Source organism: Fibrisoma limi BUZ 3, assembly GCF_000296815.2.
GTDB lineage: Bacteria > Bacteroidota > Bacteroidia > Cytophagales > Spirosomataceae > Fibrisoma > Fibrisoma limi.
In genome coordinates this window covers 1258995-1284187 of record NZ_CAIT01000006.1, presented here as the reverse complement: position 1 = coordinate 1284187, position 25193 = coordinate 1258995, and the positions used below count along the sequence as shown (strand labels likewise).

At 54.5% G+C, this 25193-nt stretch carries 25 protein-coding genes; 13 read left to right on the top strand and 12 right to left on the bottom strand.

Annotated elements, in window-relative coordinates; translation table 11 throughout:
* Window positions 1-660: a hypothetical protein gene (locus BN8_RS13325; RefSeq protein ID WP_009282411.1), complete on the bottom strand. Its 660-nt coding sequence runs from the start codon at window positions 658-660 to the stop codon at window positions 1-3.
* A 433-nt stretch (window positions 661-1093) separates the two neighbouring features.
* Between BN8_RS13325 and BN8_RS13320 the strand changes: the two genes are divergently transcribed.
* Window positions 1094-1960 carry a YybH family protein gene (locus BN8_RS13320; protein WP_009282410.1) on the top strand — a complete coding sequence of 289 codons (867 nt, stop codon included), beginning with the start codon at window positions 1094-1096 and terminating at the stop codon, window positions 1958-1960.
* Window positions 1961-2152: 192 nt separating this feature from the next.
* Here the strand turns inward: BN8_RS13320 and BN8_RS13315 are convergent, their stop codons facing one another.
* On the bottom strand, window positions 2153-2716 hold the full coding sequence (locus BN8_RS13315) for a cupin domain-containing protein (protein WP_009282409.1): 564 nt from the start codon (window positions 2714-2716) through the stop codon (window positions 2153-2155).
* 193 nt (window positions 2717-2909) lie between these two features.
* Between BN8_RS13315 and BN8_RS13310 the strand changes: the two genes are divergently transcribed.
* Both BN8_RS13310 and BN8_RS33290 read left to right on the top strand, forming a co-directional pair.
* Window positions 2910-3116, top strand: a complete 207-nt coding sequence (locus tag BN8_RS13310; RefSeq protein ID WP_009282408.1) for a hypothetical protein — start codon at window positions 2910-2912, stop codon at window positions 3114-3116.
* 73 nt (window positions 3117-3189) lie between these two features.
* Window positions 3190-3342: a hypothetical protein gene (locus BN8_RS33290; protein WP_192579048.1), complete on the top strand. Its 153-nt coding sequence runs from the start codon at window positions 3190-3192 to the stop codon at window positions 3340-3342.
* Window positions 3343-3426: 84 nt separating this feature from the next.
* On the opposite strand, the gene BN8_RS13305 is transcribed toward BN8_RS33290, so the two are convergent.
* Window positions 3427-4329, bottom strand: a complete 903-nt coding sequence (locus BN8_RS13305) for a DUF2911 domain-containing protein (RefSeq protein ID WP_009282406.1) — start codon at window positions 4327-4329, stop codon at window positions 3427-3429.
* Window positions 4330-4399: 70 nt separating this feature from the next.
* Here BN8_RS13305 and BN8_RS13300 point away from each other — a divergent pair, with 70 nt between their 5' ends.
* The 4 genes from BN8_RS13300 (at window position 4400) to BN8_RS13285 (ending at window position 7026) form a co-directional block, all read left to right on the top strand.
* Complete coding sequence (locus BN8_RS13300; RefSeq protein WP_009282405.1) at window positions 4400-4954, top strand: NUDIX hydrolase; 555 nt, start codon at window positions 4400-4402, stop codon at window positions 4952-4954.
* A gap of 71 nt (window positions 4955-5025) precedes the next feature.
* The gene (locus BN8_RS13295) at window positions 5026-5430 is read left to right on the top strand and encodes a hypothetical protein (protein ID WP_009282404.1); all 405 of its coding nucleotides are present in this window, start codon (window positions 5026-5028) and stop codon (window positions 5428-5430) included.
* 180 nt (window positions 5431-5610) lie between these two features.
* On the top strand, window positions 5611-6477 hold the full coding sequence (locus BN8_RS13290) for a CPBP family intramembrane glutamic endopeptidase (protein WP_009282403.1): 867 nt from the start codon (window positions 5611-5613) through the stop codon (window positions 6475-6477).
* 111 nt (window positions 6478-6588) lie between these two features.
* Complete coding sequence (locus BN8_RS13285; RefSeq protein WP_040005791.1) at window positions 6589-7026, top strand: hypothetical protein; 438 nt, start codon at window positions 6589-6591, stop codon at window positions 7024-7026.
* A gap of 102 nt (window positions 7027-7128) precedes the next feature.
* On the opposite strand, the gene BN8_RS13280 is transcribed toward BN8_RS13285, so the two are convergent.
* Window positions 7129-7596, bottom strand: a complete 468-nt coding sequence (locus BN8_RS13280; RefSeq protein ID WP_009282402.1) for a pyridoxamine 5'-phosphate oxidase family protein — start codon at window positions 7594-7596, stop codon at window positions 7129-7131.
* Window positions 7597-7642: 46 nt separating this feature from the next.
* Window positions 7643-9016, bottom strand: coding sequence for an oxygen-independent coproporphyrinogen III oxidase (hemN, locus tag BN8_RS13275; RefSeq protein WP_009282401.1), 1374 nt, complete (start codon window positions 9014-9016; stop codon window positions 7643-7645).
* A 122-nt stretch (window positions 9017-9138) separates the two neighbouring features.
* Between hemN and BN8_RS32475 the strand changes: the two genes are divergently transcribed.
* Window positions 9139-11673 carry a heavy metal translocating P-type ATPase gene (locus BN8_RS32475; protein WP_009282400.1) on the top strand — a complete coding sequence of 845 codons (2535 nt, stop codon included), beginning with the start codon at window positions 9139-9141 and terminating at the stop codon, window positions 11671-11673.
* 126 nt (window positions 11674-11799) lie between these two features.
* A complete protein-coding gene (locus BN8_RS13265; RefSeq protein WP_009282399.1) occupies window positions 11800-12552 on the top strand; it encodes an acyl-CoA desaturase in 753 nt (250 codons plus the stop codon).
* A 169-nt stretch (window positions 12553-12721) separates the two neighbouring features.
* On the opposite strand, the gene BN8_RS13260 is transcribed toward BN8_RS13265, so the two are convergent.
* The gene (locus tag BN8_RS13260; protein ID WP_009282398.1) at window positions 12722-13159 is read right to left on the bottom strand and encodes a MarR family winged helix-turn-helix transcriptional regulator; all 438 of its coding nucleotides are present in this window, start codon (window positions 13157-13159) and stop codon (window positions 12722-12724) included.
* Window positions 13160-13327: 168 nt separating this feature from the next.
* On the opposite strand from BN8_RS13260, the gene BN8_RS13255 reads away from it, so the two are divergent.
* The 4 genes from BN8_RS13255 to BN8_RS13240 all read left to right on the top strand — a co-directional run bounded on the left by BN8_RS13255 (window position 13328) and on the right by BN8_RS13240 (window position 19091).
* Entirely contained in the window at window positions 13328-15793 is a 2466-nt protein-coding gene (locus tag BN8_RS13255; protein WP_229367978.1) for a TonB-dependent receptor domain-containing protein, read from the top strand.
* Window positions 15794-16058: 265 nt separating this feature from the next.
* A complete protein-coding gene (locus BN8_RS31720) occupies window positions 16059-16508 on the top strand; it encodes a response regulator (protein ID WP_009282396.1) in 450 nt (149 codons plus the stop codon).
* Between the two features lie 198 nt (window positions 16509-16706).
* Window positions 16707-17132, top strand: coding sequence for a response regulator (locus tag BN8_RS13245; protein ID WP_009282395.1), 426 nt, complete (start codon window positions 16707-16709; stop codon window positions 17130-17132).
* A 24-nt stretch (window positions 17133-17156) separates the two neighbouring features.
* On the top strand, window positions 17157-19091 hold the full coding sequence (locus BN8_RS13240; protein ID WP_009282394.1) for a sensor histidine kinase: 1935 nt from the start codon (window positions 17157-17159) through the stop codon (window positions 19089-19091).
* A 1-nt stretch (window position 19092) separates the two neighbouring features.
* Here the strand turns inward: BN8_RS13240 and BN8_RS13235 are convergent, their stop codons facing one another.
* The 6 genes from BN8_RS13235 to BN8_RS13210 form a co-directional block, all read right to left on the bottom strand.
* Window positions 19093-19539: a response regulator gene (locus BN8_RS13235; protein ID WP_009282393.1), complete on the bottom strand. Its 447-nt coding sequence runs from the start codon at window positions 19537-19539 to the stop codon at window positions 19093-19095.
* Window positions 19540-19743: 204 nt separating this feature from the next.
* On the bottom strand, window positions 19744-20409 hold the full coding sequence (locus BN8_RS13230) for an arginine-tRNA-protein transferase (RefSeq protein ID WP_009282392.1): 666 nt from the start codon (window positions 20407-20409) through the stop codon (window positions 19744-19746).
* Between the two features lie 153 nt (window positions 20410-20562).
* Entirely contained in the window at window positions 20563-20949 is a 387-nt protein-coding gene (locus tag BN8_RS13225) for a group III truncated hemoglobin (RefSeq protein ID WP_009282391.1), read from the bottom strand.
* 93 nt (window positions 20950-21042) lie between these two features.
* Window positions 21043-21951, bottom strand: a complete 909-nt coding sequence (locus tag BN8_RS13220; protein WP_009282390.1) for a Nif3-like dinuclear metal center hexameric protein — start codon at window positions 21949-21951, stop codon at window positions 21043-21045.
* An 82-nt stretch (window positions 21952-22033) separates the two neighbouring features.
* Window positions 22034-22381: an ArsC family reductase gene (locus tag BN8_RS13215; protein WP_009282389.1), complete on the bottom strand. Its 348-nt coding sequence runs from the start codon at window positions 22379-22381 to the stop codon at window positions 22034-22036.
* 136 nt (window positions 22382-22517) lie between these two features.
* Entirely contained in the window at window positions 22518-25010 is a 2493-nt protein-coding gene (locus BN8_RS13210) for a TonB dependent receptor (protein WP_009282388.1), read from the bottom strand.
* Window positions 25011-25193 lie beyond the last annotated feature (183 nt).

Below are 25193 nucleotides of genomic sequence, written 5' to 3'. Positions count from 1 at the left end.
TTAATTGATGGAAGGGACAGAAGGAGCAGCAATAGTCGCGTGAGCCGAGAGATCGCCCTGACGTAGTAGGTATAGAGCCAGTCCACCCCCAATCGATTCGTTGTCGTTTTTATACAGCAACTGGTTCGTTGTCTTCAGCGCATGAACAAAAGCCGGATGGTCGCTGTACACCATTTCCAGGTTTCGTTTATTGATCGGAAACAGATCTGAATCGGCGTAGCGGCTGAAATAGTACAATGCATTGTATGTGAACCGATTCGGGTCAGGATTAACAATGCGGTACATCAGGATGTCGTCCCGGTTTACGATTTCAAAAGTTAGCCCGTCGACAATTCGGTAGTCTGTGCCTTGTTTGCGGAATCCCCAGGTTTTCGATGCCGGAAACTTTTCGGTAACCAGCGGTGTCACAACGCGAACGGCGCTGGTGGGAACATCGGTCCAGAGGTGTTCGCCGGACGTATTCTGAGCAAAGGCATCCGTGAGCTTACCGTGAATGAAGTCATCGGCACTCAGATACACACCGTTATTATCTAGGGTTTCCGGTGTGCTCAGGCTGGCCGTATGGCCGGTAGCGATTTGATCGGAAGTGGCTTGCGCCGATGCGCCAGCCTGCACCCCTGCTACCAGAAGCAGGGCGAGCAGAATTGGATGTTTTTTCATACGAAACAGATGTTTTAACGGAACTTCCCAATAAAAGGGGGTATTGCTGTTTCATCATGAATCAAGATTTAATATGTTGAAAATCAGTGCGTTTTGTCGGTTGAAGCTCTGCGCGTCTGATTGATGGGATAAACGTAGAGGGGTCAGATTAAATTAAGTTTTATTTTACATTAAAAATCGTTTAAAGTGTTGATATGCAACCTAATGCATTGCCAATGTCGATATAATGCGCTCCGGAAACTCGTCAAATGTCGCCGGACTGAACTACAGTGCTGAATCAGCGAGTTCATCTGTGTATGAAACAGCCCGGTGGGGCGTTCGCATAAGATTCAGCGTTGTTCAAAGAAAAGCCCCCGCTTCAACGATCCGAAAATCTGACTTTTGTGGGTGAGCGGAGTAATCGGCTCAGCATACAAAATCTGTTTGATAATCCATGTATAAAGTATGGTTAGCCGTAGCGGGTCTGGCTGGAGCCGTGTTGCCCCACGAACCGCTCACCGTTCAGTCGGACTACCAGGCTCTGGTGGCTGCTGAACGAGCTTTTGCCCAACGGGCCATTGATAAAGGAATCCGGGATGCCTTTCTGGAAAATCTCGATGAGCAATCGGTGATTTACGAAACCAACCGGTTCATTCCCGGTCGACCCGCTTACGCCCGGCTCCAGTCGGCGCCGGGCAAATTACTCTGGCGGCCCGCCTACGCCGAAATTGCGCAGTCAGGAACGCTGGGGTACACCACCGGTCCGTTCGAAATCCGTCCGCATTCAATGGATGACAAACCGGTGGCGCATGGTCAATACACGACGGTCTGGCACAAAACAGCCGATGGTAGCTGGAAAGCACTGGTCGATTTCGGCATTGTTCATGGGAAGCCCGACGTTCCAGTGCCCGACGTTCAGCCACCTGCTCGTTTTGCCGAAAAAGTGACCGCAATTGCCGATACGGCCGCTTTGGGCCGGGAGTTGTTACGGATTGAAAAAGCCTTTGCAGAAGCCGCCCGTACGAAAAGCTTGTCAGAAGCCTACCGGCAGGTGTGGCCCGCAACGGATTCGGTCCGGCTGCTGCGGGATGGGTTCACGCCCTATGTAGCGAAAGAGGCAACGACGTTAGCCGATGCGTCGAGCCAGCAGGTTGATTATGAGCCCGTTCGGGCGGTAGCAGCCTCCTCAGGCGATTATGGGTTTGTGTATGGCTATGCGACGTATCGGAACAAAAAGCAGGCGTATCTGCGCATCTGGCGCAAGCGATCGGGGCGCTGGCAGTTGGCGCAGGAGGTGCTGAATGTAAAACTAGTCGGCTAAATGCCTGGTGAGCGTTGAGTTTTACCAACTAGTCAGACAGCTAGAGAAAATAAAGTCTATTCGCGAATGGTTGTGGGCGGCCCGGCCATTTCATCAACAAAAGCTTACGCATTACAGCGATACTGTCCTTGATAGTATCGCTGTTTTGTTGCTGATCACTCAGGTATTTACCGGGCGTACCTGCCTACGGAACTAATCAATTTTCAGGGGAGGGCCAACAACCTGCATCTGGTTGTCAGCAAACAGCCTGGCTAGTTCTTCTTTGGATGGGTCACGATCCATTCCGGCCAGAGAAACAAAAAAGTCCTCGAGTTTGCCGGCGGGTTGCAGCATCACGATCATTTTGCCCCGTTCGGCAACCTGGGTCCAGGCATGGGGCACTTGGCGGGGCAGAAAAATGCTGTCTCCGGTTTTCAGGGTGTATTTTTCGTCGCCTACCTGAAAATAGTACATTCCTTCCAGTACGTAGAACACTTCGTCCTGCGCCGGGTGAACATGCAACGGGGTGCCGCGTCCCGGCGAAAGGGAAGTCTGCTCAAAAACCGCCAGCCCGCCGTCGGTATCGCTCCCCGAAATCTTCACGTCGATGATATTGACATTAACTCCTTTGAGCTTAAGGTGGCCATGCTTACGGCCTTCACTCACGTTAACTTTAAACCCTTTGCCAGGTGGCAAGGCTTTCCGTAGGCTGGAAAATGCCAGCGAAGGGGCAGACAACAGAGTGGAGATAGCTGCGATAAATCGGGTCCTTTTCATGGCATTGGCTGGTTGGTGGTTGCTTTTCCTGATTGAAATTACCAAAAGATTGCCACAAACATTGACCGAAAACTAAAACGGAAAACGGGCGTGTTTTCACGAGATACGCTTCATTCCCGGCCTACATAGACCATTGCCTATTCAGGAATAATTTCTGCCTGCTCTTTCTGCCAGACCGCTGCTTGTTTCGGCTATGGGGTTCCTGTCTGCCAGCCAGGCTATCGATCAGACCAGACCGACGCAGACGATCGACATTAGTCTTGCTGTGGCCACCGCTACGTTGGGCGAGGTGACCGTACGGGCGGGCGAAAATCCGGCTTATCGCGTGCTTCGCCCGGTCAATGACCGGCGAAAGCAGAACGATTATCGGCGGACGGATGCCTACGAAGACCGGGCCTAAAGCCAACTGGCTATCAGCATCAGTAACATGGCCAGGCCGTTTCGGGAACGTAAGGCGGTGCGAGCCGTACTGGATGCGGTTAAACAGAAAGAGTCTGGAAGTCGGCTATGGCGTCGAGAATGTCTTTAACGTATTGCGGATCGAAGCCCTGCACCGGCTCACCTACCGCGAATTGCCGGGAGCTACTACGTTTGCCGTGAAGGTATCGGCGCAGGTTGGCTTGTAATTCGGACTGGAAGGCGTACTAATGCCAACGCCCAGCCGTCGTGGCCGGGCGTTGGGTTCAAGCGTAAGAGAAGAGCGCTGAACGTTACGCGTTTTTCTTACCCTTTTTGCCTTTCAGGGCAGGCATAGCCGGTACTTTGGCGGTGTATTCCGAGATGGTTTTCTCGATACCATCCTTAAAGAAAGGAAAAATCGGATCGTTGGCCGATTGCCCCAGCGACAGGGCTTTCTGCGCCAGTGGCAGCGCTTCGGCGTATTTGCCCATCTGACCCAGAATCTGCGACTTGATGAACAGGTTCCGGAAGTTTTCCTTCTGGCTAATTGACTTGTCGATCCAGTTCAGTGCTTGGTCCAGGTTCCGGCCCTTCGAGAGGTTGTAGTTGGCGGCTGCCTGTAGCACGGCCGCGTCGTCGGGTTTCTCGGCAACGGCCTTGTCTACGTTAGCGGCTGCGTTGGCGCTGGTGTTCATGGCAATGTCGGCCGAAGCCTTCACGTTTGCCCACATGAAGTTCAGCTTGGCGGTGCTGTCGGTCAGGTCGCTGAAGTTGATCGTGAACGTTTCGATCTTCTCTGAACTGGCCGACGGTGTCAGTTTCACGCGCAGTGCATCTTCTTCCTGCTTGTAGTTCTGCTCCGTAACGGCCATGTTTTTGTTGAAAATCAGCGTCCAGTCGTTTTGCGCCGGAATCGACATGATTGCATACGTACCGGCGGGCAGCATCTGGCCGTTCACCATCAGATCCGTCGAGGTTGTAAAGGCGGTAGCCTGGTTAGCCCCCGTCCGCCATACTTTGCCGTAGGGTACAAAATCGGCGGTGAAGGGCGTACGGCCTTTCAGGCTGGGCCGTGAATATTTGACGGTGAAGTCCGTAACGCCAACGGATTGCATGATCGTAGCGCCGGGGCTCGGAGAAGGCAGCTTAATCTGGGCGGTGGCTAACTGAGCGGCCAGGCAGATCGTGGCTACACTCAAGGAAATTTTACGCATAATTGTCTATCGGGTAAAACCTTTTTAGAAATCGCCACGAAATTGCGTCTTTTTACGCAGAATCTCAACCATGCACCGTCAATTACTCCTCTCTTTACTTCGGCAGTATCAGGATAGCGAATCATATACATTGACATTGGGTGATCACGAGCGAGCCATGGTCCGGGATACGATCGACTTTGTGGAACAGCATCCCGATTGCTTTGAACGCTCGCTGGCCATCGGGCACGTAACAGGGTCGGCCTGGATCGTCAGTCCGGACGGGCAGCAGGTAGTGCTCGTGCATCATCGCAAACTGGATCGGTGGCTGCAACCGGGTGGTCATGCCGACGGTGACCCGGACGTAGCAAACGTTGCCTTGCGGGAAGCTCAGGAGGAAACCGGACTGACATCGATCCAATTAGCGAGCCCGGCTATCTATGACGTTGACATTCATTTGATTCCGGAACGAAAAAATGAGCCGGCCCACTATCACTATGATATTCGTTTTAAAATGACCGCCGATACAGCCGAATCATTTCGTCATACGCCCGAAACAAAAGATATTCGTTGGGTCATTTTGTCGGAAATAGAAGAATATACGCATGAAAAATCGGTAATTCGCATGGTAGACATGAAAAAATAGTAGAAACTATAAATATAGTAGCTATTTTTTTTGTTTATTCGTAATAAGTACAACAAAACCATAAACTTGTTATGAAACGTATGTTGCTGATCGCTGCCGCCCTGGTAGGCGTGGTGGCGATTAATACGGCTATGGCTCAGGACGAAAAACTGAAGCGAGATGTGACGTATTCAACGCATAACTATAAACACCCGAACAAAGCCGCTGTAGCCCGAAAATGGGAGAATCGAACAGCGGTGGTGGTTCCGGCCCAGGGGCCACAACGTATGGCATCGGCTGATTATAAAAACCAGCCGGTGAGCGTCATTCAGCAGGGGGGTATAGTGGTGCCGGTGGATCCCAATTCAAATTTTGCAAACTGGAATTATAAAATGCAGCGGCCTATGGGACCGGCCGTGCAGCCGCGTGTGGTGAAAAAACAGGAGCCGAAACGGCCCATTGAATTTCAGCCCGGCCCAGAGCAAACAGGTAATTAATCCGTTAGGTGTGAATTACCAGAGCCATCGGTCAATGACTGGTGGCTCTTTCTGTTTGTAATCAGGGCTGGGGCTGACGCTGCTCATCGGCGTGGGGCGGAAAGAAGGGTATGTTTGACCTAACTACCAACGCCTGCCAGATGCCCTATACCGGCCGAGGCAGGATGTCCCCTCTGTCCTATGCAGTCAGGTTTTTCCACTTCCCAGCGGTTCTGGTTTCCTATTCTTCATTATTTCGGCTGGGCCTACGCCATCTCCTGGTTGATCTGGGCGCCATATTATATGGATCTGGGTGTATCCCGCAATGATCTACCCTACGTACATCTGCTGGGAAGCCTGGGGCCGCTTCTGGCCTCCGTCGCTATGACGTTGTACCAGCGAGGGAGGCCGGGTATCCGGCAGTTTTGGGGGCGGGCTACTGGCTGGCTGGCGGTACGTTGGCTGGCCATTGGTGCGTTCTCGCCGGTTGTGGTGCTGCTCGGCGTTATCAGCAGCATTTTCCTGACCCATCAACAGGTACCGCATTGGCCGACCATGCCGGGGTCTGGCGAGTTTGCATCGTTTTCGCCCTGGGCGTTCGTGCTGGCTAACCTTCTGTTCTTCGGGTTTGGTGAGGAGGTCGGCTGGCGGGGATACGTGCTACCCCGGCTTCAGGTCCGGTATTCGGCTTTTACATCCAACCTGATCCTTACGGCTTTCTGGGCGATCTGGCACTGGCCGCTGTTTTTTAACCCGTTGGGTGGGTATGCTCACATGGATCTCGGTGCGGTAATTGGCTGGGTAGTTAGTTTAGTTACGGGAGGCATCCTCTTCACCTGGCTGTTCAATACCTCACGGGGTAATGTAGTAGCCTGTGCGCTTTTTCACGGCAGTATGGACCTGGTGTTCACCGCCGATCTGGGCCAGCCGGTCGTGAGTAGTTACACCGGCATTCTGGTCACATTATGGGGAATAGCCATCTGGTTTTTCTACGGACGAGCTACCTTATCGCCCAGCGGGAAAGTAACCCTGCCGTCGCCGGAGCAGCCGGTCGCGGCCGAAGCATAAGCGTATTGTCTGTCGTAAAAACACACTGGATCACCAGCTACTAAATTTTTCGTTTTCCTTATATCTACTGATCATACATGGGCGTTGCCTTGTAGTCAAAGCCATCGCACCATGAAGATCAACTGCTTACGATGTTTTTTTGCCGTTCTGTTGCTGATAGGGAGCTTCTCCTGCAGGCCTGCTATTGAGCCAATGGGTCCGCTGAGTAGCCCACTGAGAAAGGCTAATTACGTCTTACAAAATGTCAATGATGATTTCTATTCAGCTTACGCCGTACTTGACGATGTACCGGTAGTTACTGAGAAGGGAGGTAGGCCTGGGGGCGTGCCTTTATTTGATGGCCCGTCTAAAGCGATTTTGTATCTGCTCAATGGTCAGCCTACCAGAGACAGAAAAGCCGTTAAAGCTGTCTTTATGAAGCATCACATAAACGAAGTACTGCTCCAGGAAAAACAGGCGAATGGGCAAAAACTAGTGGTGATTAACTACGATAAACAGGAGTTGCCTGTTAACTATCAGCCTAATGGAGCAGCTAAGTCAAAAAAGTAAGCGCAATCAGTAAGCAGGTGCAGATCTCAACGTTACGTAAACGATTCAAGCGTTTTACGTTCCTCATTACGCTGTTTCTGTAAGCTCCAGCGTCTATAGCGGTCACGAATCTGACAGCAACGATTGCCGGTGTTCAGCCCGGCCGCTTTTCCGGCTGATCCGGATTCGGTAGACAACAGTCGGCGGTAGGGTAGTGGGTACCGACGAATGGCGCTGGCCGTCGGTCCTGGCGGGCACTTCGTCAGCGAAGAACGGAGCCGTTCGGGCGCCAAGCCGGTGCAGGACCTCCGTTCGTTCTTCGCCCGTCAGCTCTTCGAACCGGCCGTGTACGACAACGCTACGCCAGTGGGTAGGCGATACGACTTCATCAATCTCCAGACATACATTCGGGTTCTGCCGCATCAGCTTCGTTTTCGTGCCTTCCCGGGTATGACCGTAGATGAAGTAGCCATCGTAGAGATACGTAACCGGAACGACCAGTACGTCGTTGCCGACCGCGCAGCCCAGTCGACCGTACCACTGGTTGGTCAGCATGTGGTTAATTACTTCGTCGGACAGATGGGTTAGCATGGGGATAGGTCTTGTTGAAAGAGGTGTCGGTATACGTATTCAGAGCTTACACCGTTTGCGAAAACACCCGGCTGGTCTCTGCTACGGGGTGGTTCAGGTACCGGTCGAACGCCATGCAGATGTTACGCAGGAACGGGCGACCCTGTGGCAGTACGCGCAGGCCCGTTTCATCGTACTCGACCAGTCCATCCTGACGTAATGCTTCCAGCCGGATTGTCAGGGCAATCCAGTCATTAGCCGACCAGTCGGCCAGCGTCCAGGTGGTTTCGAAACGACACATGATGTTCAGGATATGGTAGCGGATAAACCGGTCGTCGTGGCTGAGCAGATGGCCCCGCAGGAGGGGCGATTCGCCCGACCGGACTTGCCGTAGATACCGGGCCAGTTCTTTTTCATTTTGCCCAAATGCTGTTCCAATGTCGCTGATAGCCGAAGCGCCCAGGCCAATCAGGACGTTGCTTTTAGCAGTGGTGTACCCCATAAAATTACGGTGGAGCGTGCCGGCCTGAGCCGCCCGATACAGCGAATCGTGCGGCAGAGCGAAGTGATCCATACCGATTTCGGTGTAGCCGCCCGCTTCGAGCAGCTTCCGGCCGGTTTCGTACAGCGCCCGTTTTTCGTCGGCCGTAGGCAGATCCTCATCCCGAAAACCGCGCTGACCGTTTCCCTTGATCCAGGGTACGTGGGCGTAGGAGTAGAACGAAATCCGGTCGGGCCTAAGCCGCAGGGTCTGGTGTACCGTGTGGACAATCGCCTGTTTTCGCTGAAACGGTAAGCCAAACACCAGATCATGGCTAATCGATGTGTAGCCGATCTCGCGGGCCCAGCGCGTCACCTGTTCAACGTTTTCGACGGGCTGATGGCGGTGGATAGCCTGCTGCACAACGGGGTCATAGTCCTGCACCCCGAAGCTGACCCGCCGGAAACCGAATTCATAAAGCGTTTGCAGGTGTTCATGGGTGGTGTTGTTCGGATGGCCTTCCCACCCAAAATCGGGTGCTTCGGTAGGGTCTGCCCACCGGAAGATACCAGTTAGCAGCCGACGTAGTTCATGCGGGGAGAAAAAACTGGGTGTGCCACCGCCCAGATGCAACTCGGCAATACGTGGCCGCTCGGGAAACCAGTCGCAGTACAGTTCCCATTCCGTCAGCAGCGCGTCAATGTACGGGGTTTCAACGGCGTGATTTCGGGTGATGTGCTTGTTACAGCCACAGAACGTACAGAGACTCTCGCAATAGGGCAGGTGAATGTATAGGCTGATGCCGTCGGTATAGTTGCTGTCGGCAAAGGCCGTGTTCAGGCGCTGCTGCCACCGGTGCTGATCAAAAGCGTCCGTCTTCCAGTGCGGTACGGTGGGATAACTGGTGTAGCGCGGACCAGGTACGTTGTATTTCCGGATGAGCGATTCTGGCGTTATCATGGTATAAAAGTGGTGCTTTTCTGACGCGGCTAAGCTGAGCGTAATCAGGGCCTTAGCTGAGCTTTGTCATCTCGTAGCGTGGCAGGATTGCAGACCTTGCACAGGCATTCAAAACCTGATAAATGGTTACAACCACCGCCACCGTATGTGCCCACTGCGGCTCACCCTGTCCTGATCAGTCGGTTCAAGCCGGCGAAAAAGTATTCTGCTGCGATGGTTGCCGAACCGTCTATGCCATCCTGGACGAACACCAGCTTTGCCACTATTACGATTATAATCAGACGCCGGGTACCAGCCCGCGCCAGGCTCAGTTTGCGGTGCTGGACCATCCCGATATTGCCGCTCAACTACTGACGTTCAGCAACGGAACCATCGCCCGCGTCACGTTTTACGTACCGACCATCCACTGCTCGTCCTGTTTGTATCTGCTGGAACACCTCTATCGCATCCAGCCCGGCATCACGCAGACGCGGGTTGATTTTTTAAAGAAGCAGGTTCACCTCACGTATCAGACCGACCAGTTGACGCTCCGGCAGGTAGCCGAACTGCTGACCTCACTGGGGTATGAGCCGCTCCTTAGTCTGAACGACGTCGTTCAGGCCGGGCAGAAACCATCGTACCGGTCGCTGCTGTACCGGCTGGGGGTGGCGGGGTTCTGCGCCGGGAATATTATGCTGTTCAGCTTTCCGGAGTACCTGGGGCTCGACGATTCAACCTTCAAGCAGTGGTTCGGGCGGCTCAACCTGCTGCTGGCCCTGCCGGTCGTGTTCTATTCGGCGTCGGGGTATTTTGAGTCCGTATGGCGGAGCCTGCGCAAGGGGGTCATCAACATCGACGTACCCATTCTGCTGGGTATTCTGGTAGCGTTTACCCGCAGTACGTACGAGGTGCTGGCACTGAACGGTGCCGGATACTACGACTCCGTTACGGGGTTGATTTTCTTTTTGTTGTGCGGCAAATGGTTTCAGCAGCGTACCTACGATTTCCTGTCCTTTGAGCGGGATTACAAAGCCTATTTTCCGCTGGCCGTAACGGTGGTGGGGCGTGGGGCTTGGGGCGAAGGGCGTGGAACAGGGGGTGAGGGGCGTGGGGGAGTGGGAGAAGCGTCTGCCTTTCCCCCCGCTAGCTCAGCCCACAACCCCGCGCCCCCTGCCCCCTGCCCCGTGCCCCAAGCTCATTACCCCACGCCCCCAACCCGCCACGACGAAATCGTCCCGGTTACCGACCTGCGCAAAGGCGACCGGATTCGGATTCGGCACGGCGAACTGATTCCGGCCGATGGTATCCTGTATAAAGGGACGGGGAGCATTGATTACAGCTTCGTGACAGGCGAATCGGTCCCGGAACACAAAGAAGCCGGTACGTTGCTGTATGCCGGTGGTAAGCAGGTGGGCGAGGCTATCGAACTGGAAGTTGTGCGAGGGGTGTCGCAAAGCTACCTAACCCAGCTCTGGAACAACGACGTGTTTCGGAAGGGAGCGCCGAGTCGTATGCAGACCTTCGCCGATGCCGTGGGCAAATACTTTACCATCACGGTACTAATTCTTGCCGCGCTGGTTGGTACGTTCTGGTACGTCGTCGATCCGTCGAAAGCCCTCAATGCCAGTACCGCCGTGCTGATTGTTGCCTGTCCGTGTGTGTTGTCGTTGTCGTACCCCTTCGCTCTGGGAACCGGCATGCGGCTGCTGGGTAAGCTGCGCTTTTACCTGAAAAATGTGGATGTGATCGAGCAGATGGCCGCCTGCGACACCATCGTTTTTGACAAGACCGGTACGCTGACTTCCACCGCCGGTACGGAGGCAATTGAAGATTTTGTGTTTGATCTGGATACGTTTGAGCGGTCGCTGCTCGTTTCGCTCGCGCAGCAATCGGCCCATCCGCTTAGCCGCCGGCTGGTAGCGTATCTGGGACAAACAAGACACAGAGCCGTCAGACGGTTTACCGAAACGCCAGGAAAGGGTATTGAAGGCTACGTTTGTGGTATTCGCATCCGGCTCGGCTCCCGCTCCTTTGTTGACCCGGTAGGTAGATTACCCCAGCAGGCCCCGGTAGGGGCAGCCGTGTACGTCAGTATCGACGGAACCCCGATTGGCTGTTTTCGCTTTCCGAACCAGTACCGGCCGGGCATCGCGACGCTGCTGAACGAACTGAAGCAGACGCATGATCTGTATTTACTCTCGGGCGATAGCGATACGGCGCGGGTGGAGCTGGCCGACTGGTTCGCGGACGATCACCTGGTGTTTCAATGCCGGCCACAGGAAAAGCTGGCCTTCATTCAGCAACTTCAGGCAAAAGGCCGCCGGGTGGTTATGATTGGCGACGGGCTCAACGATGCCGGTGCCCTGAAACAGGCCGACGTGGGCATTGCCGTATCGGAGGATACGATACAGTTTACGCCGTCGAGCGATGCCATTCTGGATGCATCGTCGCTTACCCGCTTGCCCGGCTTTCTGCGCTACAGCCGGTTTGCCATGCGTCTGATTCGGTTCAGCTTCTGTGTCTCGCTGCTCTACAACGGCGTCGGTTTGTGGTTTGCGTTAGCGGGTAACCTGTCGCCGGTAGTAGCCGCCATTCTGATGCCGCTCAGTTCGGCAACCATGCTGCTGATCGCTACGATTGGCATGCGGAGCTGGGCCGGCCGCCTGCTGGCCAAATAAATTGGCCCGGCAATACGTAAAACGTTGCTTTTTAATGCCAACCTGAATCATCAATCTGGCTGATAAAGATCATGGGGCCGGGGCGGAGGCTGGGGCAATTTTGCACCGCTACGTTCCGGTTTCACCATGCTTATCATCCTTACGTTTTTTGCCTGCCACTGGTATCTCTCCATTTTTACCCAGACGTTTTTCCTCCATCGCTATGCCGCCCACGGGATGTTTACCATGAGCCCCGGCTGGGAGAAATTCTTTTACGTACTGACGTTCATCGGGCAGGGGTCGTCGTTTCTGAGCCCGCGAGCCTACGGCATCATGCACCGGCTGCACCACGCCCACGCCGATACGGAACATGACCCGCACTCGCCATCGTACTCGAAAGGGTTATTCGACATGATGTGGAAGACACGCCAGTTCTACAATGACATTCTGAACAACCGCGACACGATTGCGCCGAAGTTTAAGAAAGGGGTGCCGTACTGGGCGTTTATGGAATGGTTCGGCGACCGCTGGCCGGTACGTATCGCCTGGGGAACGGCCTATACGCTGGTGTACATCGCCTACGCGCCGTCGCTGTGGTGGTTTGCCCTGCTGCCGATCCATTTCCTGATGGGCCCCATTCACGGCGCCATCATCAACTGGTACGCCCATCGCTACGGCTACGTCAACTTTGCTGTTGACGATACGGCCAGGAACCTGCTGCCGTTCGATTTCCTGATGATGGGGGAGTCGTATCACAACAACCACCATAAATTTGGGGGGCGGGCTAATTTCGGCGGTTTTCGCTGGCACGAGTTCGATCCAACCTACCCCGTTATTCGCCTGCTGAACGGCTTAGGAATTATCCGGCTGAAAGCCAATAATGATCTGAAGTATATGTAGCTGAATCGGGATGGGTGAGTGTCAGAGTAATTCACTGATAATCAATAGGGTAAATTAACGTTTTTTGTCATCCCGAGGTGCGAGGGATGGCAAAAAACGCCATTATGGCGGCTGCTTTGACAAAAAACCATCTGTGCCTTATCTTCCTTTGGGTCGCTGATTTTTGTATTTATCCCTCCGTGGTCGTCTGGCAGTTGGCGTAGATCGTCTCCAGGGTTTGGCGTAGCTGCTCAATGGCTGGTTCGGAAAGCCCCTGCAAAGCCGTGCTGCGATTCCGGGCAATGATGGGCGCAACATCCTGCAGGAGCGCGTGGCCCTGGGGCGTGATGGACCGATCTACCCGCCGACGGTCCTGCCGGCTGGTGCTTTGTACCAGTAACTCCTTCTTAACGAGCAGATCGATGATACGGGCAACCGAGGCCTGATCTTTGAACACCCGCTCGGCAATCTCCGTCTGGCCCAGCTCGGGCGATTCCTGAATAACACTCAACACTAACCACTGATCGACGGTGATGGAAATGCCCGCCCGATCAATCTGGCCTTGGGCGTATTGCCGATAGCGTTTGATCGTCTTGTCGAGCACGTAGAAAATAATATCATTCAGCATAGTGTCGCTTCGGAGGGAGTTTGGTTCGCAAGTATATTCAAACTCGCGGTAAATCGACCGCTCATCCCCGAAATAGTTCGTTCATCCGGCTTCTTGCTCAGTTCAGTCCGAATCTCCCTCTTTATTTAAATGATATATCATAGGTTTGGTGTATCGTCATTTGTATTTATGAAAAGAACGCTTTACTCAACAGGATTATTTGTTTTGCTGATGCTGCTCACCGTGGCCCTGGGCAGTGTTACATGTCAGGCACAATCAACGGCTCAGGTAAAAGGAACCGTTCGGACCGAGTCCGGGCTGCCGGTTGAATTTGCCACTGTTACCCTCCACCGCGCCGTCGATTCGGTAGTGGTCAAGGCGGAGTTTACCGATGCGGCCGGGGCGTATCTGTTCGCTCTATCGGCGCCGGGTCGGTACTACGTGGCTGCTTCGCAGGTGGGCTTTGCCAGAGCAAAAACCGCCGTGGTCGACGTAGCAACGGAGAATCAGTCCCTTCCGGCGCTGGTACTCCGGGCGAGTCAGAGTACGACCCTGAACGAAGTGAACGTGGTGGCGCAGAAACCGCTGTACGAACGGCAGGCCGACCGTACCGTCGTGAACGTAGAGGGCAGCTCGCTGGCGGCCGGTAACACGTCGCTGGATGTGCTGGCCCGGGCGCCGGGCGTAACCGTGGATAATAACGACAATCTGGCGTTACGTGGGCGGCAGAACGTACTGGTCCTCATCGACGGCAAACGCCAGCCCATGACCGGCTCCGAACTGGCCGATTACCTGCGGGCCCTACCCGCCGATCAACTGAAAAGTATTGAACTGATTACGAACCCACCCGCCAGGTACGACGCCCAGGGTACAGCCGGTATCATTGCCATCAACCTCCGCAAAGACCAGCGGCTGGGTACCAACGGGACGGTACAGGGCAGCTACGGCCGGAGCCAGTACGACAAATACACGGCGGGGATCACTCTCAACAATCGAAAGAAAGGATTGAATCTGTTCGGTTCGTATAACTACGCCAACCGCGACGGGCTGGCAATGCTCGATATTCACCGCGATTTTTTCTCGGTCGGGCCAAACCGCCAGCAGATTCTGACCGGCAGCAGTGACCAGATTAACCGAAGCCGGATGTATTTCCTGTCGCACTCCGCCCGGGCGGGTCTGGATTACACCCTTTCTAAACGGACGGTGCTGGGGTTGGTCGGGAGCTATCAGCAGAGCCGTTCGCCCGGCCAGATTGCGCAGAATCAGACCACCCTGTACGATGCGACCGGTCGGCCGACAGATGTGTACAATGCCCGTAATACGCGCAATTTCCTCTCGCCGAACGGATCGGTCAACCTGAACTTTAAACACAACTTTGCCGACTCGACCAACAGCCCCGAGCTAACAGCCGACGTCGACTACGCCCGCTACCGCACCAGCCGCCTGCAGGAGCTGCTTACGGACTACGCCCTGTCTGACCGAATCAATTCGCTCCTCGTCGGCGATCAGCAGGGCGACCTGACCATCATGTCGGCCAAGGCTGATTTTACCCGCCCGCTCGCGAAGCGCAGCCGTTTGGAGGCCGGGGTAAAAGCCAGCCGCGTGTCGTCGGACAACGACGTCGTGTTCCGCCTGACCGAAGGAGCGCTGACGATCGTCGACCCGACGCGCACCAACCGTTTCCGCTACGACGAAACCATTCTGGCGGCCTACGGCAACTGGAGCCGGGTCCTGGCGAAAACCACGCTTCAGGTTGGACTACGGGCCGAACAAACCCTGGCCGAAGGACGGCAGGCGGTAGGGGATAGTAGCTTTACGCGCCGGTACGCTCAACTCTTTCCCAGTGCGGCCATCAAGCGGACGCTGAGTAAGAATCATGAACTGAACCTGACCTTAAGCCGCCGGATTAATCGCCCATCGTACGGACAGTTGAATCCGTTCCGGATCATCATCGACCCCACTACGGCCGGTTCGGGTAACCCCAACCTTCGGCCGGAAACCAGCTACAACCTCGAACTGACGCATACGTTTAAGGGCACGTTCAGCACCGGGCTGAGCTACAGCCGCACAAGCGCACCGATCATCGGGGTTGTGCAGCCTGAAACCGACTCGACCGTATTGTCAACGGCCGTGAATCTCACGCGCCAAGACTATTTTGCCCTGACCATTACGGCTCCCGTGCAACCAGCCAAATGGTGGCAGATGTACAACAACGCCGTGTTTTACTACAGTCATTTTGTGGGGAATCTGGCCGGTACGGCGCTGGACAAAGGACGGCCGGCGTTTAACCTGAGCAGCAACCATACGTTCACGCTCAGCAAGAGCTGGTCGGCCGAACTGAACGGCAGCTTCCAGTCGGGGGAGCAATACGGCTTCCTGCGCGTACGGCCCAACGGCCAGGTGACCGCCGGGGTGCAGAAAGCCCTCTGGGATCGCAAAGGAACGCTCCGTCTGAACGTAGCGGATATCTTTTTCACGCAGAAGGTACGGGCGGTGTCGGCCTATGATAACTACGTCGAGCGCTTTTACCAGCGTCGGGATTCGCGGACGGCTACTCTATCGTTCTCGTATCGCTTTGGTAATGACAAAGTAGCCCCGACGCGCCGACGTACCAGCGGAGCAGAAGACGAAAAACGTCGGGCTGGAGGAGCATAAAAACGCTGGCAAGGCATGATTCATGCAACGACCTGACACAATCGTGTCAGGTCGTTGCGTTTCTGTAGACGTACTATCCCACAAATCGCTTTGCGATGATAAGTTTGTAAAAGCCGCCCGGCCAGTTTCAAAAGGTAATGTCGGTTGTGTTTGGGTAAGTCTGAGGTTAATCCTACTAATTTAATCGATTATTAATGGGGTAACAGCATCAATATGGCTCACTTAGGTGTTATTTTAATATAAGCTTTTGCTCCGTATTGTACCCATGCGTAACGCCCCTTATTCAGAACTGAACCCGACCCCGCACCCGTTGATTTACTTTGTAGATGATGACCCGATTGACCGGCAACTGTATCAGAAGTCGTTTCAGCGTACATTCCCGAATCATGACATCGAACTTTTCTCGAGTGGATTTGAGATGATGGCGGCTACCAGCCAGGCTACTCGTTTGCCTATGCTGATCTTTCTCGACGTGAAAATGCCGTTGATGGATGGTTTCGAAACCCTGATGAGTCTGAAAGCGGACCGGAAATGGTCGGCCGTACCCGTCATAATGCTAACCGTTAGTCGGGAGCCGCAGGAATTGAAATTGTGCTACCAATTGGGAGCCCAATCCTGGGTTACCAAACCTGAGTCGCAGGAAGCGATGGAGCAGTTGATGGGCTTAATTCTATCGTATTGGGATACAGCCGCCCGCACGCCTTATACAACCTGAATACGGGCGTGCAGTTGTTCGTTGGCGCGGGTAGAAGCAGTTCGTAAAAGAACGGTCAGCCTAGTTCGACCCGGCTATAGATACGATCCGGCAAGCGACGAATTAGACATTGTTTTATTGCCAGATGAAGTACTACGGTTTACTTAAATAAGATAAGTAAGAAAAAGGGAGTAGTTTTGTTCACTTAGTCTTGATTCGATGACTTACAACAATGTAATATTTACGGCGGATGACGATGAAGATGATCGGCTGTTGTTAAAACAGGCCTTTGATCAGCAGTCGCCGGAGTGTCAGTTGGTTTTCTTTACCGACGGCGATGAATTGTTGTCTGCCCTTATGAACCTGCCGTTCGGCGAACTCCCCCGGCTGATTATCCTTGATCTGAACATGCCCCGGATGAGTGGCTTCGAGGTGCTGAAGCGGCTGAAAGCCCACCCCCGTCTTCGAATCATACCGGTAGTGGTGATGACTACATCAAACCGGGCCGAAGACGTTGCCCTGAGCTACCAGTCGGGTTCCAGTTCATTCGTAACTAAGCCAACCAGTTATGACCGGCTGCTGGAACTGGTTAAGGTCACTCGTCAATACTGGTTCGAAACCGTAACGGTTTTTTCGGAGTTGTAACCCTGAACCGGGTTAACGCTTCGCATGAATCCTGTTTTTCCGTCACCATCCTTACCGCTGGCGGATGTGCTCAATGCCTCGCTCAACGGTGTTATTCTGCTCCAGCCGATTCTGCATACCGACGGATCGGTGGTCGATTTTACCTTTGCGTTTATTAACGAACGTGCTTTAGCGCAGCCGGGTTTGCTCAAAGGCTGGCAGGCCGGTATGACGCTTCGCCACTGGTACGCCGTAAAAGGCCGGGCTGGTCTTCTCGATCAGTACGTAGCCGTGTATCAAACCGGTCACCCCCTCTACATCTCCGACTATCAGCTCGACGAAAACGAATGGTATGAAATGACGGTGGCCCGGGTTGGCGGTCAGCTCATGATTACGTTTCACGACGTTACGCAGGCGAATCGGGCTCTACGGCAAGTGCAGCGTCAGCGCGACCTGTTGCAGGCAATGCTGGATACGTCGCCGGCGGGTATTGTCCTGTACGAAGCGATACGAAATGAAGAGGGCCGGATTATTGACTTCCGGTACGTGTTGACCAACCCTGCCAATGCCCGGGTGATTGATCGGAGTGTAGCCGAAATGACTGGTCAACCGTTGTCAGCAGTTTTACCATCAGCCTACTACGGCGATTTTTTTCAGGTGCTGGCAGAGGTCACAGAGTCGGGCGTGTCGCAGCAGTTCACGTTTCCGTTTGAGGGCGACGGTGTTCAGGGTTGGTTCGAAGCGACCTTTGTCCGCCAGGGGGATGGCGTGCTGTTCACATTTCTGGACATAACGGCGCTGAAAGAGTCCGAACAACAGCAGGAGCAGCAGGCCCGCCTGCTTCAAACGGTAATGGACGTATCACAAACCGCCATCTCGTTGTACCGGGTGGTCCGAGAGCGGTCGCCGGACGGAAACCCCGGTCCAATCCGGAATTTTCGGCTTGTGTTGAGTAACCAGCAAGCCCAGCTAAGCTGGGGCCTACCAACGGAGCAGTTTCAGCACCTGACAGCCGTAAGGCCACGGCCGGATGATTCGGGTTCCGACGTGGTGCTGGATCGCTTTATTCGCGTGGTTGAAACCGGGCGACCGGAAACCTGGGAGGCTCATTCGCCGGTAGACGATCGCTGGCACAAAGTACTGGTGGCTAAAGCCGACGATGGTGTTGTGGTCGCGTCGGTTGATATTACGGAAAGTCATCTGTATCAGCAGCGTCTCGAAGCCGCGAATGCTGCGTTGAACCGGCTGAATGAAAAACTGCAGCGGTTTTCGGCCGTGGCCAGTCACGACCTGCAGGAGCCGTTGCGAAAAGTAAAATTTTACGGCGACATGCTGTTGCATGATCACGCGCTGGTGCTGGATGATGAAGGCGTCAGTTTGCTGAAGGTCATGCGCGAAGCCGCCGAACGTATGCAGCGCCTGATTGATAATCTGCTGTTTTACGCCCGGCTCGAAGCTGGTCTGGTCAACGTAGAAGCTGTTGATTTGCAAGCGGTAGTGAGCCAGGTAGTTGACGATTTGTCGCTGAATATGCAGGGGGCTACGATTGATGTCGGGCCGTTGCCCGTAGTGAACGGAGATTGCATTCAGCTTGGTCAGTTGTTCCAGAACCTGTTCACCAATGCGTTGAAATACCGTCGGCCGGAAGTGCCGCTGCTACTTCAGGTTCGCGCCGACCGGGTTGCATCCGACCAACTTCCGCAACCACCTCCGCAGCCTATCGGATCTGCTTCGGGCGTATTCTGGCGCATTGTACTGACAGACAATGGAGTTGGGTTTGATCCTCAGTTTGCGGACCGCATCTTCCAATCCTTTCAGCGGTTGCCGGGCCGAACGAGCGGAACAGGTCTGGGGCTTGCGATCGGCAGGCAGGTAGCCGAGAACCATGGTGGCCTGCTGACGGCCACAGGGCGACCTAATCAGGGAGCTACGTTTACGCTGTATTTACCTGCTTCGGCGGAATTGGATCAAGCGGGATAAATCAGGCATCCGCCTGGGGTAGGCGGGCAATGCTGAACCAGTACTGGCGGATAATCATAACGATATCGACCAGTTCGGTGTATTTGTTGGGCTTGTTAATGACGGTCTGGGCACCAAGCTGATACGCTAGCTTAATCTGTTCCGGATCGTCGCTGCCGGTAAGAATGATAACCGGAATATCGGCCCACTGCCGGTTCATTTTAAGATTGGTGAGGATTTCGAGGCCGTGCACATGAGGCATATTCATGTCCAGCAAGATCAGGTGTGGCTTGGCACCCGGCTCGGCCATGATTTCGAGCATAACTAAGCCATTCTGAAATACCCGCACTTTACAATAGGGAATAGCTTCATGAATGGCCGCCTGAACCAAAAGCGCATCGTCCTCGTCGTCGTCGACTAAATACACTAATCTGTCGGTGGTTTGACTGAGCGTAGACGTTGAGAGCATAAGGACAATCGCAAACTTGATCAAAAGGTCAAATCTAAGCAAATTTACCTTAACTAGTCAGTAAGTAAGGTAAATTCTCGATGAGACACTCAATGCAACATTAAATTGAAGTATTCCGGTCCACATCGTCAGAAGGATTAAGAACAAAGAGCACCTGACACTGTACTGCTGCCAACTTGGCAAACAGCCTGATTCTGTGTTGGATTAGCTCTCATTCAGCATATCGGTCGCCAGCGCGTTGACGGTTGCCCATGAGAAGGGGAGCCACTCGCCGGTCGTGTCGTCAAACACCTCCGTTGCTGCTTCGCACGGGAACAGTTTGTAGTCGAACTTTGGGTAATTACTAACCATATAACCAGGGTAGTAGTACCGTTTCTGCTGATGCCGGGCGTAATCTATCTTCTGTAACATCAGGTATTTGCCCAGGCTGTGTTTGCGGTAGGCCGGGTCGTAGAAATTCATAATGCCAGCGATGCTGTGGGTACCGTTGTCAAAGATGCCTACGGCGATCAGCCGGTTGCCGTCCCGAACTTCAACGGCGTAGGTGTCGAATATGTTAATGGTGGAGCCGTTCATCAGCCAGAACTCCACTGATTCGGGGGCATCGAAATCAACAGCGCTTTTGTACCGAGCGTACAGTGTTTCGGCTTCGTCGGTCAGCACAAAGGGCTTAACGGTGACCTCAAACCGGGCGTTGCTGCGGAGCAGGCTGCGCTGTCTGGCTTTGTACTCAACGTTGGGAAGAACAATACGAAGCCAATGAACGGGACAGATGGCGTCGTTGACAACCAGGTACCGGCAGGTGAATATGTCCTGATGCATCCGAAAATAGCCCATATCGAGGCACATATCCAGCTTGTTTCCTTTCATCGGCGGGGATGATTAAGCGGCACGTAAGAAATGGCAATTTAACTCAAAAAGAGGTCTTTTTTCACCGCAAAGACGCAAAGGAATTACGCAAAGGACGCAGAGCAGGTTACTCATCTCCTTGCGCTCTTTGCGAAGTCTTTGCGGTGAAATAGATCACGCGTTGTTCAGGTACAGTAGTTTCTGGTTCCAGACCAGCGCAATCTGGGTTGCGCGCTGCCGGACCAGCTCGGCGGTTTCGCCGGTGAAATGCTCGGCCAGCGTCGCCGAAAACAACTGGAGCCAGCGCTCAAAATGTTCGGTACGCAGCGTGTGCTTCTGGTTGACCAGCAGATGCGGCCGGAAGGGGTGCCCGTTGTAAGCGTTGTTGCCGAGAATGATGTTTTCCCAGAACGCGTACATTTTGGGCAGGTGGCTCGCCCAGTCGACCTGCGCTACGTCCGTGAACACCGGCCCAATCAGCGGATCGACCCGAACTTTATCGTAAAACGAATTCACCAGCAGCCGCACGGCCTCCGGCGAATCCAATGGTTGTTTTTGCATTACCTACGCGATTTAACAGGGCCGCACAACAACGGTTAGCATACGGCCTTTACCTGCCTAACACATGGGCAGATTATAAGATTCAGCAGACAGTTACACGTACGTAAACGGATTGCCCGACGGAATATAGGACACCTTAATTCCGGGAACCTGGGGTTTCAGCCAGGTGACGAGCCATTCCATACCCGCAGCTTCGCTCATGATATGGCCCAGCAATACCAACGACAACTGCTGCCCCTGCCGACGCGCATCCCGAACGTACTCGGGCGTTTCCCACTCACTGGACTCTCCGCACAGGACAACGTCGGGTTTTGCCTCGGCAATGGCTCTGATCTGGTTACGGCCACCCGAGGCACCCGGCAATAGCAATACCCGCCGACAAACCTGGTTCGTATTCCCGATGACCCGAACCATTTTGATGTCCAGCTTCTGCTTGACGTGGCCAATGATTTGCTGGAGCGGTGTAGATGGCATCGTGAGCAACAGCGGGTTGCCGGTGTCAGAGTATTTCTCCCATTGCAACGTCGACAGCATGCCTTTGGCAATGCCATCCGGCCGGTGCGAATGCCAGTAGTCGTGAAAACGCCATACGGCAATACCGTGCTTGTTCAGCAGGTCCTGCTTGTAGCGCAGGACTTCGTTGCCTTTCAGCCAGTCGGTTTCGTCGGCGTGGTTGTAGAATGTCGGCTCGTGGACAATAATGAAGTTAGCCCCAGCCGCAGCCGCTTTCTCGATAACCTCCGCCGTAGCGAACATCGTGGACACAATGCCGGTCACGGGCTGCGATTCACTACCCGACTTTAACGTATCGACGGTTTTGGGAAAGGGCGCTCCGGGAATCGATTTGAGAATCAGGTTCATCACCTGACCAACTGTTAGGGCTGCGTTGTTCCTGGACGCTGGCTGCGCCTGGCTGAGAAACGGGGTGTTCAGGAGCGCAGACGTACCCAGCACCTGGGTCAGGCTGGTGATAAATTGTCGTCTATCCAGTGCATTATCCATAGCGTAGTGGTTGAATGTTCATTACGGTAAAGCGGCTGTCTGATCAGGCTTACCGTTCGGCAATCCGTAAAATAACGACGGTCTACCGAGCAAAGGCGCTTGCGTATTCATCCGCCTTAAAGCCCAGGACGACAATCTGGCCGTTTGATTCGATCAGCGGCCGACGAATCACAGACGGTTTGTCGAGCATAAGGGTAATGGCCTCATCGGTGCTGGTTGGCTTTTCGGGATCAGAAAGCTTTCTCCAGGTCGTTCCTGCCCGATTCACCAGATCCTCCCAGGGCTTCTGCGCAAGCCAGCGCTCGAGCGTCGGCCGATCAACGCCCTGTTTCTTGTAATCGTGAAAATGATACTCGATGCCGTGCTCGGCCAGCCACGTACGGGCTTTTTTGACGGTATCACAGTTTGGAATGGCGTATAAGGTATACATATAATGTAAGCAGACATGGCCGGATGTCTGATGTGTCTGGCCGTTTTGAAAACCGCCAAGGTAGTCGTCCGCCGTGGATTTAGGAAACCTCGCCGACGACGTAATGGGTTATTTTCGCGACTTCGCCGTTCTCATCTTAGTTCATTCGACGCTGTTCGTCCTCCGAAACGGTCCGTCGGTTACTTGCGCCTTTCACGTCGCGGTTTCCAAAATTGTAGGTGAACGTCAGCCGGGCGACACGCGTTTCGCTGTACGTAGCAAAGCGGAAGTCCATGTTCTGAAATTGTACTTTCCCGTAAAACCGTTGCGTCTGCAACAGGTCATTCCAGTTGAACCGTAGCGTTGCTCGCTTCTGCCAGAGACTTTTCTGCAAACCAACGCTTACTTGGCCAAAGGACTGCATCTGGTTCTGGCTGTAGACGTAGGGCGAGTTGTACGTAGCGTTGAGTTCGGCGGTAAGTCCATGTCCGAACACGAACGTATGGTTGCTCGTCAGGTTCGCCGACAGTCGGCTGTAGTTCAGGGGGGTACCGGCGACCTGAGCCCGGTAGGCGTTGTGGAAAACACTGGCTGCGTTTCGCGACGACCACCAGCGCGTAAACCGTAGGGGAGCGCTCAGATTCAGACTGATGTTGGTTTGCTTCGACAGGTTGATGAACGTAATCCGCGTAACGCCCGTCTGGTCGTTTTGCTCGTTGATGTCGACAATTACGTCGTGCGTCCGGTTGTAACCGACGCTGACGGTCGTTTCCTGCTTGTAGCTGTAGGCCACCTGAAACGCATCGGTGTATTGCGGTTTCAGGTAGGGATTGCCCTGCTGATATGCGTACGGGTCGAACACCCGGATAAACGGGTTCAGGTACTGGTAGTTCGGCCGATCGATTCGGCGGCTGAATGCGTACTGAAATTCGTGCTTATCGCCCACCGTTCGGGTCAGAAAGACGCTGGGAAACAGGTTGAGGTACGTTCGCTCCACGGTGCTGTTTGTCGTGAGCGAGCGCGCTTCCGTATGCGTTTGCTCCGCCCGCAGGCCAACCTGTAGTGTCCAGGCTACCCAGGTTCGTCGCCCGGTGACGTAGGCCGCGTGAATCCATTCGCGGTATTCGAACTGATTGGTCCGGCTGCTGTCCACTTGCCAGGGCACGGTTTGGCCGCGCTCGGCCAGTTTGATTTCGGCCAGCAGATCGTTGCTGAGCGTTACGTAGCTGCTCTTCCAGCCCGTTTCGAGGGTTGTTCGCTTGTCGAATGGATGGACGTAGTCCGCCTTGGCCGCCCGAATGAGTGCCTTCGAGGTGGTGTTCAGGCGTTGCAGGGACCGCGGGCCGGTTTCGGTCTGCCGCGGGTCCAGGTACCGGGTTTCAAACTGCTCGACGGGCTGGAACGTAGCGTCGGAGTAATCTACATCCACCATCAGCTCCCGGCCTTGACCGCCCCGGCGCGTTGAATCGAACTGGTGGCGGAAGTTCACGTTACCGGCCAGTCGACCGATGAACCGCTTGATGTCGTTCTCCGTCCGCTGGGTCGCTGTCAGTACGTTGGCCTGATAAATGGCACTGGTCGTCCCCCCCTGCGATTTGCCGTCGGTACGTATGCCGTTTAGCAGGAAGCCAAGTGTGGTCCTTTTGCTGAAGGCGTAGTCGGCGCCGAGCCGGTACGTATGGTTCGTGTTTTGTATCGGCCGGTAATTGTCCTGCTGAATCAAGGTAGGCTGTTCGGTGGTGGTCAGCCGCCGGTCAATGGTTGCCACCGACCAGTAGTTCCGCTGGTCGAAGGCGTAGTTCCCGAACAGGCTCCATTGGCGCGGCCGGGCGTTCAGCGTCAGGGCCGCATTGTACTTGGCGAAGCGGCCGTAGCCCGCGCCCAGGTTCAGATTACCGTTCAGCGGCTGGGCGGCTTTGTTACGTTTGAGCCGGATGTTGATAATGCCGGCGGTACCGGCTGCGTCGTAGCGGGCCGAAGGATTAGTAATGAGTTCGATGGTTTCGACGGTATTGCTGGGTGTATTCCGGAGCAGTTCCAGCACGTCGGCGGTCGACAGGTAGGTTGGTTTGCCGTCGAGCATAACCAGTACGTTCTCGCGCCCTCTCATGCTGATTCGTTCCGATTGCAGGTCCACCACGACGCCGGGCGCTTTTTCAAGTACCTCCAGCGCGGTACCCCCACTGGCTACGATGCTGTTTTCGACGTTCAGTACGGTCTTGTCAATACGTTGTTCAATGAAGGGTTTCTGCGCCCTGACCGTCACGTTGGTTAGCTGTCGCGCCTGTTCCCGAATAACCAGCGCCGGCAGTTGCTGCGCGGTCTGGCCCGCTTCGAGGGTGAATGGTGCTGAATACACGGTTTGGTACCCCAGTAAGGAAGCCGACACCCGGTACGTACCGGGCTGGATTCGCTCAAACGCATACGCTCCCCGGCTGTCGCTGATTGCTCCTTTGACAAAACGGCTGGGGTTTTCGTTGGTTGAGGGCCGGGTTGAATCGGTGGGCTGCACCAGCAATAGGGTAACGAATTCCAGCGGTTTTCCGGTTGAATCCTGTACGGTTCCGGCAACTACGCCGAAAGTGGAATGCTGGGCCAGCAAACGCCCGGAGAGTAGCAGCAATGCAATTGAAAATAGTCGGTATCTCATTCAGGTTGTCGATCAGGAACGCGATCCGGCTGTATTTGGTCGCAGGCCGCATCGCGTAGTCGGGCTAATATAGAGCTGCCTTCTGTATACACCCCGGCCTTTTGGCTTAACTGACGAATTATCTGGATGAGCTGCCTGAACTCCTGTTTCAACGACGACCGGCCTGCACACCGTTGACGGGCT

Bases quoted from the DNA above. Each gene is read 5' to 3' on its own strand.
- BN8_RS13295 (WP_009282404.1), top strand. From the start codon at position 5,026: ATGAAACGTATGTTGCTGATCGCTGCCGCCCTGGTAGGCGTGGTGGCG.
- BN8_RS33290 (WP_192579048.1), top strand. From the start codon at position 3,190: ATGCGGTTAAACAGAAAGAGTCTGGAAGTCGGCTATGGCGTCGAGAAT.
- BN8_RS13235 (WP_009282393.1), bottom strand. From the start codon at position 19,539: ATGCTCTCAACGTCTACGCTCAGTCAAACCACCGACAGATTAGTGTAT.
- BN8_RS13315 (WP_009282409.1), bottom strand. From the start codon at position 2,716: ATGAAAAGGACCCGATTTATCGCAGCTATCTCCACTCTGTTGTCTGCC.
- BN8_RS13220 (WP_009282390.1), bottom strand. From the start codon at position 21,951: ATGGATAATGCACTGGATAGACGACAATTTATCACCAGCCTGACCCAG.
- BN8_RS13320 (WP_009282410.1), top strand. From the start codon at position 1,094: ATGTATAAAGTATGGTTAGCCGTAGCGGGTCTGGCTGGAGCCGTGTTG.
- BN8_RS13310 (WP_009282408.1), top strand. From the start codon at position 2,910: ATGGGGTTCCTGTCTGCCAGCCAGGCTATCGATCAGACCAGACCGACG.
- BN8_RS13325 (WP_009282411.1), bottom strand. From the start codon at position 660: ATGAAAAAACATCCAATTCTGCTCGCCCTGCTTCTGGTAGCAGGGGTG.
- BN8_RS31720 (WP_009282396.1), top strand. From the start codon at position 16,059: ATGCGTAACGCCCCTTATTCAGAACTGAACCCGACCCCGCACCCGTTG.
- BN8_RS13215 (WP_009282389.1), bottom strand. From the start codon at position 22,381: ATGTATACCTTATACGCCATTCCAAACTGTGATACCGTCAAAAAAGCC.
- BN8_RS13245 (WP_009282395.1), top strand. From the start codon at position 16,707: ATGACTTACAACAATGTAATATTTACGGCGGATGACGATGAAGATGAT.
- BN8_RS13265 (WP_009282399.1), top strand. From the start codon at position 11,800: ATGCTTATCATCCTTACGTTTTTTGCCTGCCACTGGTATCTCTCCATT.
- BN8_RS13225 (WP_009282391.1), bottom strand. From the start codon at position 20,949: ATGCAAAAACAACCATTGGATTCGCCGGAGGCCGTGCGGCTGCTGGTG.
- BN8_RS13300 (WP_009282405.1), top strand. From the start codon at position 4,400: ATGCACCGTCAATTACTCCTCTCTTTACTTCGGCAGTATCAGGATAGC.
- BN8_RS13255 (WP_229367978.1), top strand. From the start codon at position 13,328: ATGAAAAGAACGCTTTACTCAACAGGATTATTTGTTTTGCTGATGCTG.
- BN8_RS13285 (WP_040005791.1), top strand. From the start codon at position 6,589: ATGAAGATCAACTGCTTACGATGTTTTTTTGCCGTTCTGTTGCTGATA.
- BN8_RS13305 (WP_009282406.1), bottom strand. From the start codon at position 4,329: ATGCGTAAAATTTCCTTGAGTGTAGCCACGATCTGCCTGGCCGCTCAG.
- BN8_RS13280 (WP_009282402.1), bottom strand. From the start codon at position 7,596: ATGCTAACCCATCTGTCCGACGAAGTAATTAACCACATGCTGACCAAC.
- BN8_RS13290 (WP_009282403.1), top strand. From the start codon at position 5,611: ATGCAGTCAGGTTTTTCCACTTCCCAGCGGTTCTGGTTTCCTATTCTT.
- BN8_RS13210 (WP_009282388.1), bottom strand. From the start codon at position 25,010: ATGAGATACCGACTATTTTCAATTGCATTGCTGCTACTCTCCGGGCGT.
- BN8_RS32475 (WP_009282400.1), top strand. From the start codon at position 9,139: ATGGTTACAACCACCGCCACCGTATGTGCCCACTGCGGCTCACCCTGT.
- hemN (WP_009282401.1), bottom strand. From the start codon at position 9,016: ATGATAACGCCAGAATCGCTCATCCGGAAATACAACGTACCTGGTCCG.
- BN8_RS13240 (WP_009282394.1), top strand. From the start codon at position 17,157: ATGAATCCTGTTTTTCCGTCACCATCCTTACCGCTGGCGGATGTGCTC.
- BN8_RS13230 (WP_009282392.1), bottom strand. From the start codon at position 20,409: ATGAAAGGAAACAAGCTGGATATGTGCCTCGATATGGGCTATTTTCGG.
- BN8_RS13260 (WP_009282398.1), bottom strand. From the start codon at position 13,159: ATGCTGAATGATATTATTTTCTACGTGCTCGACAAGACGATCAAACGC.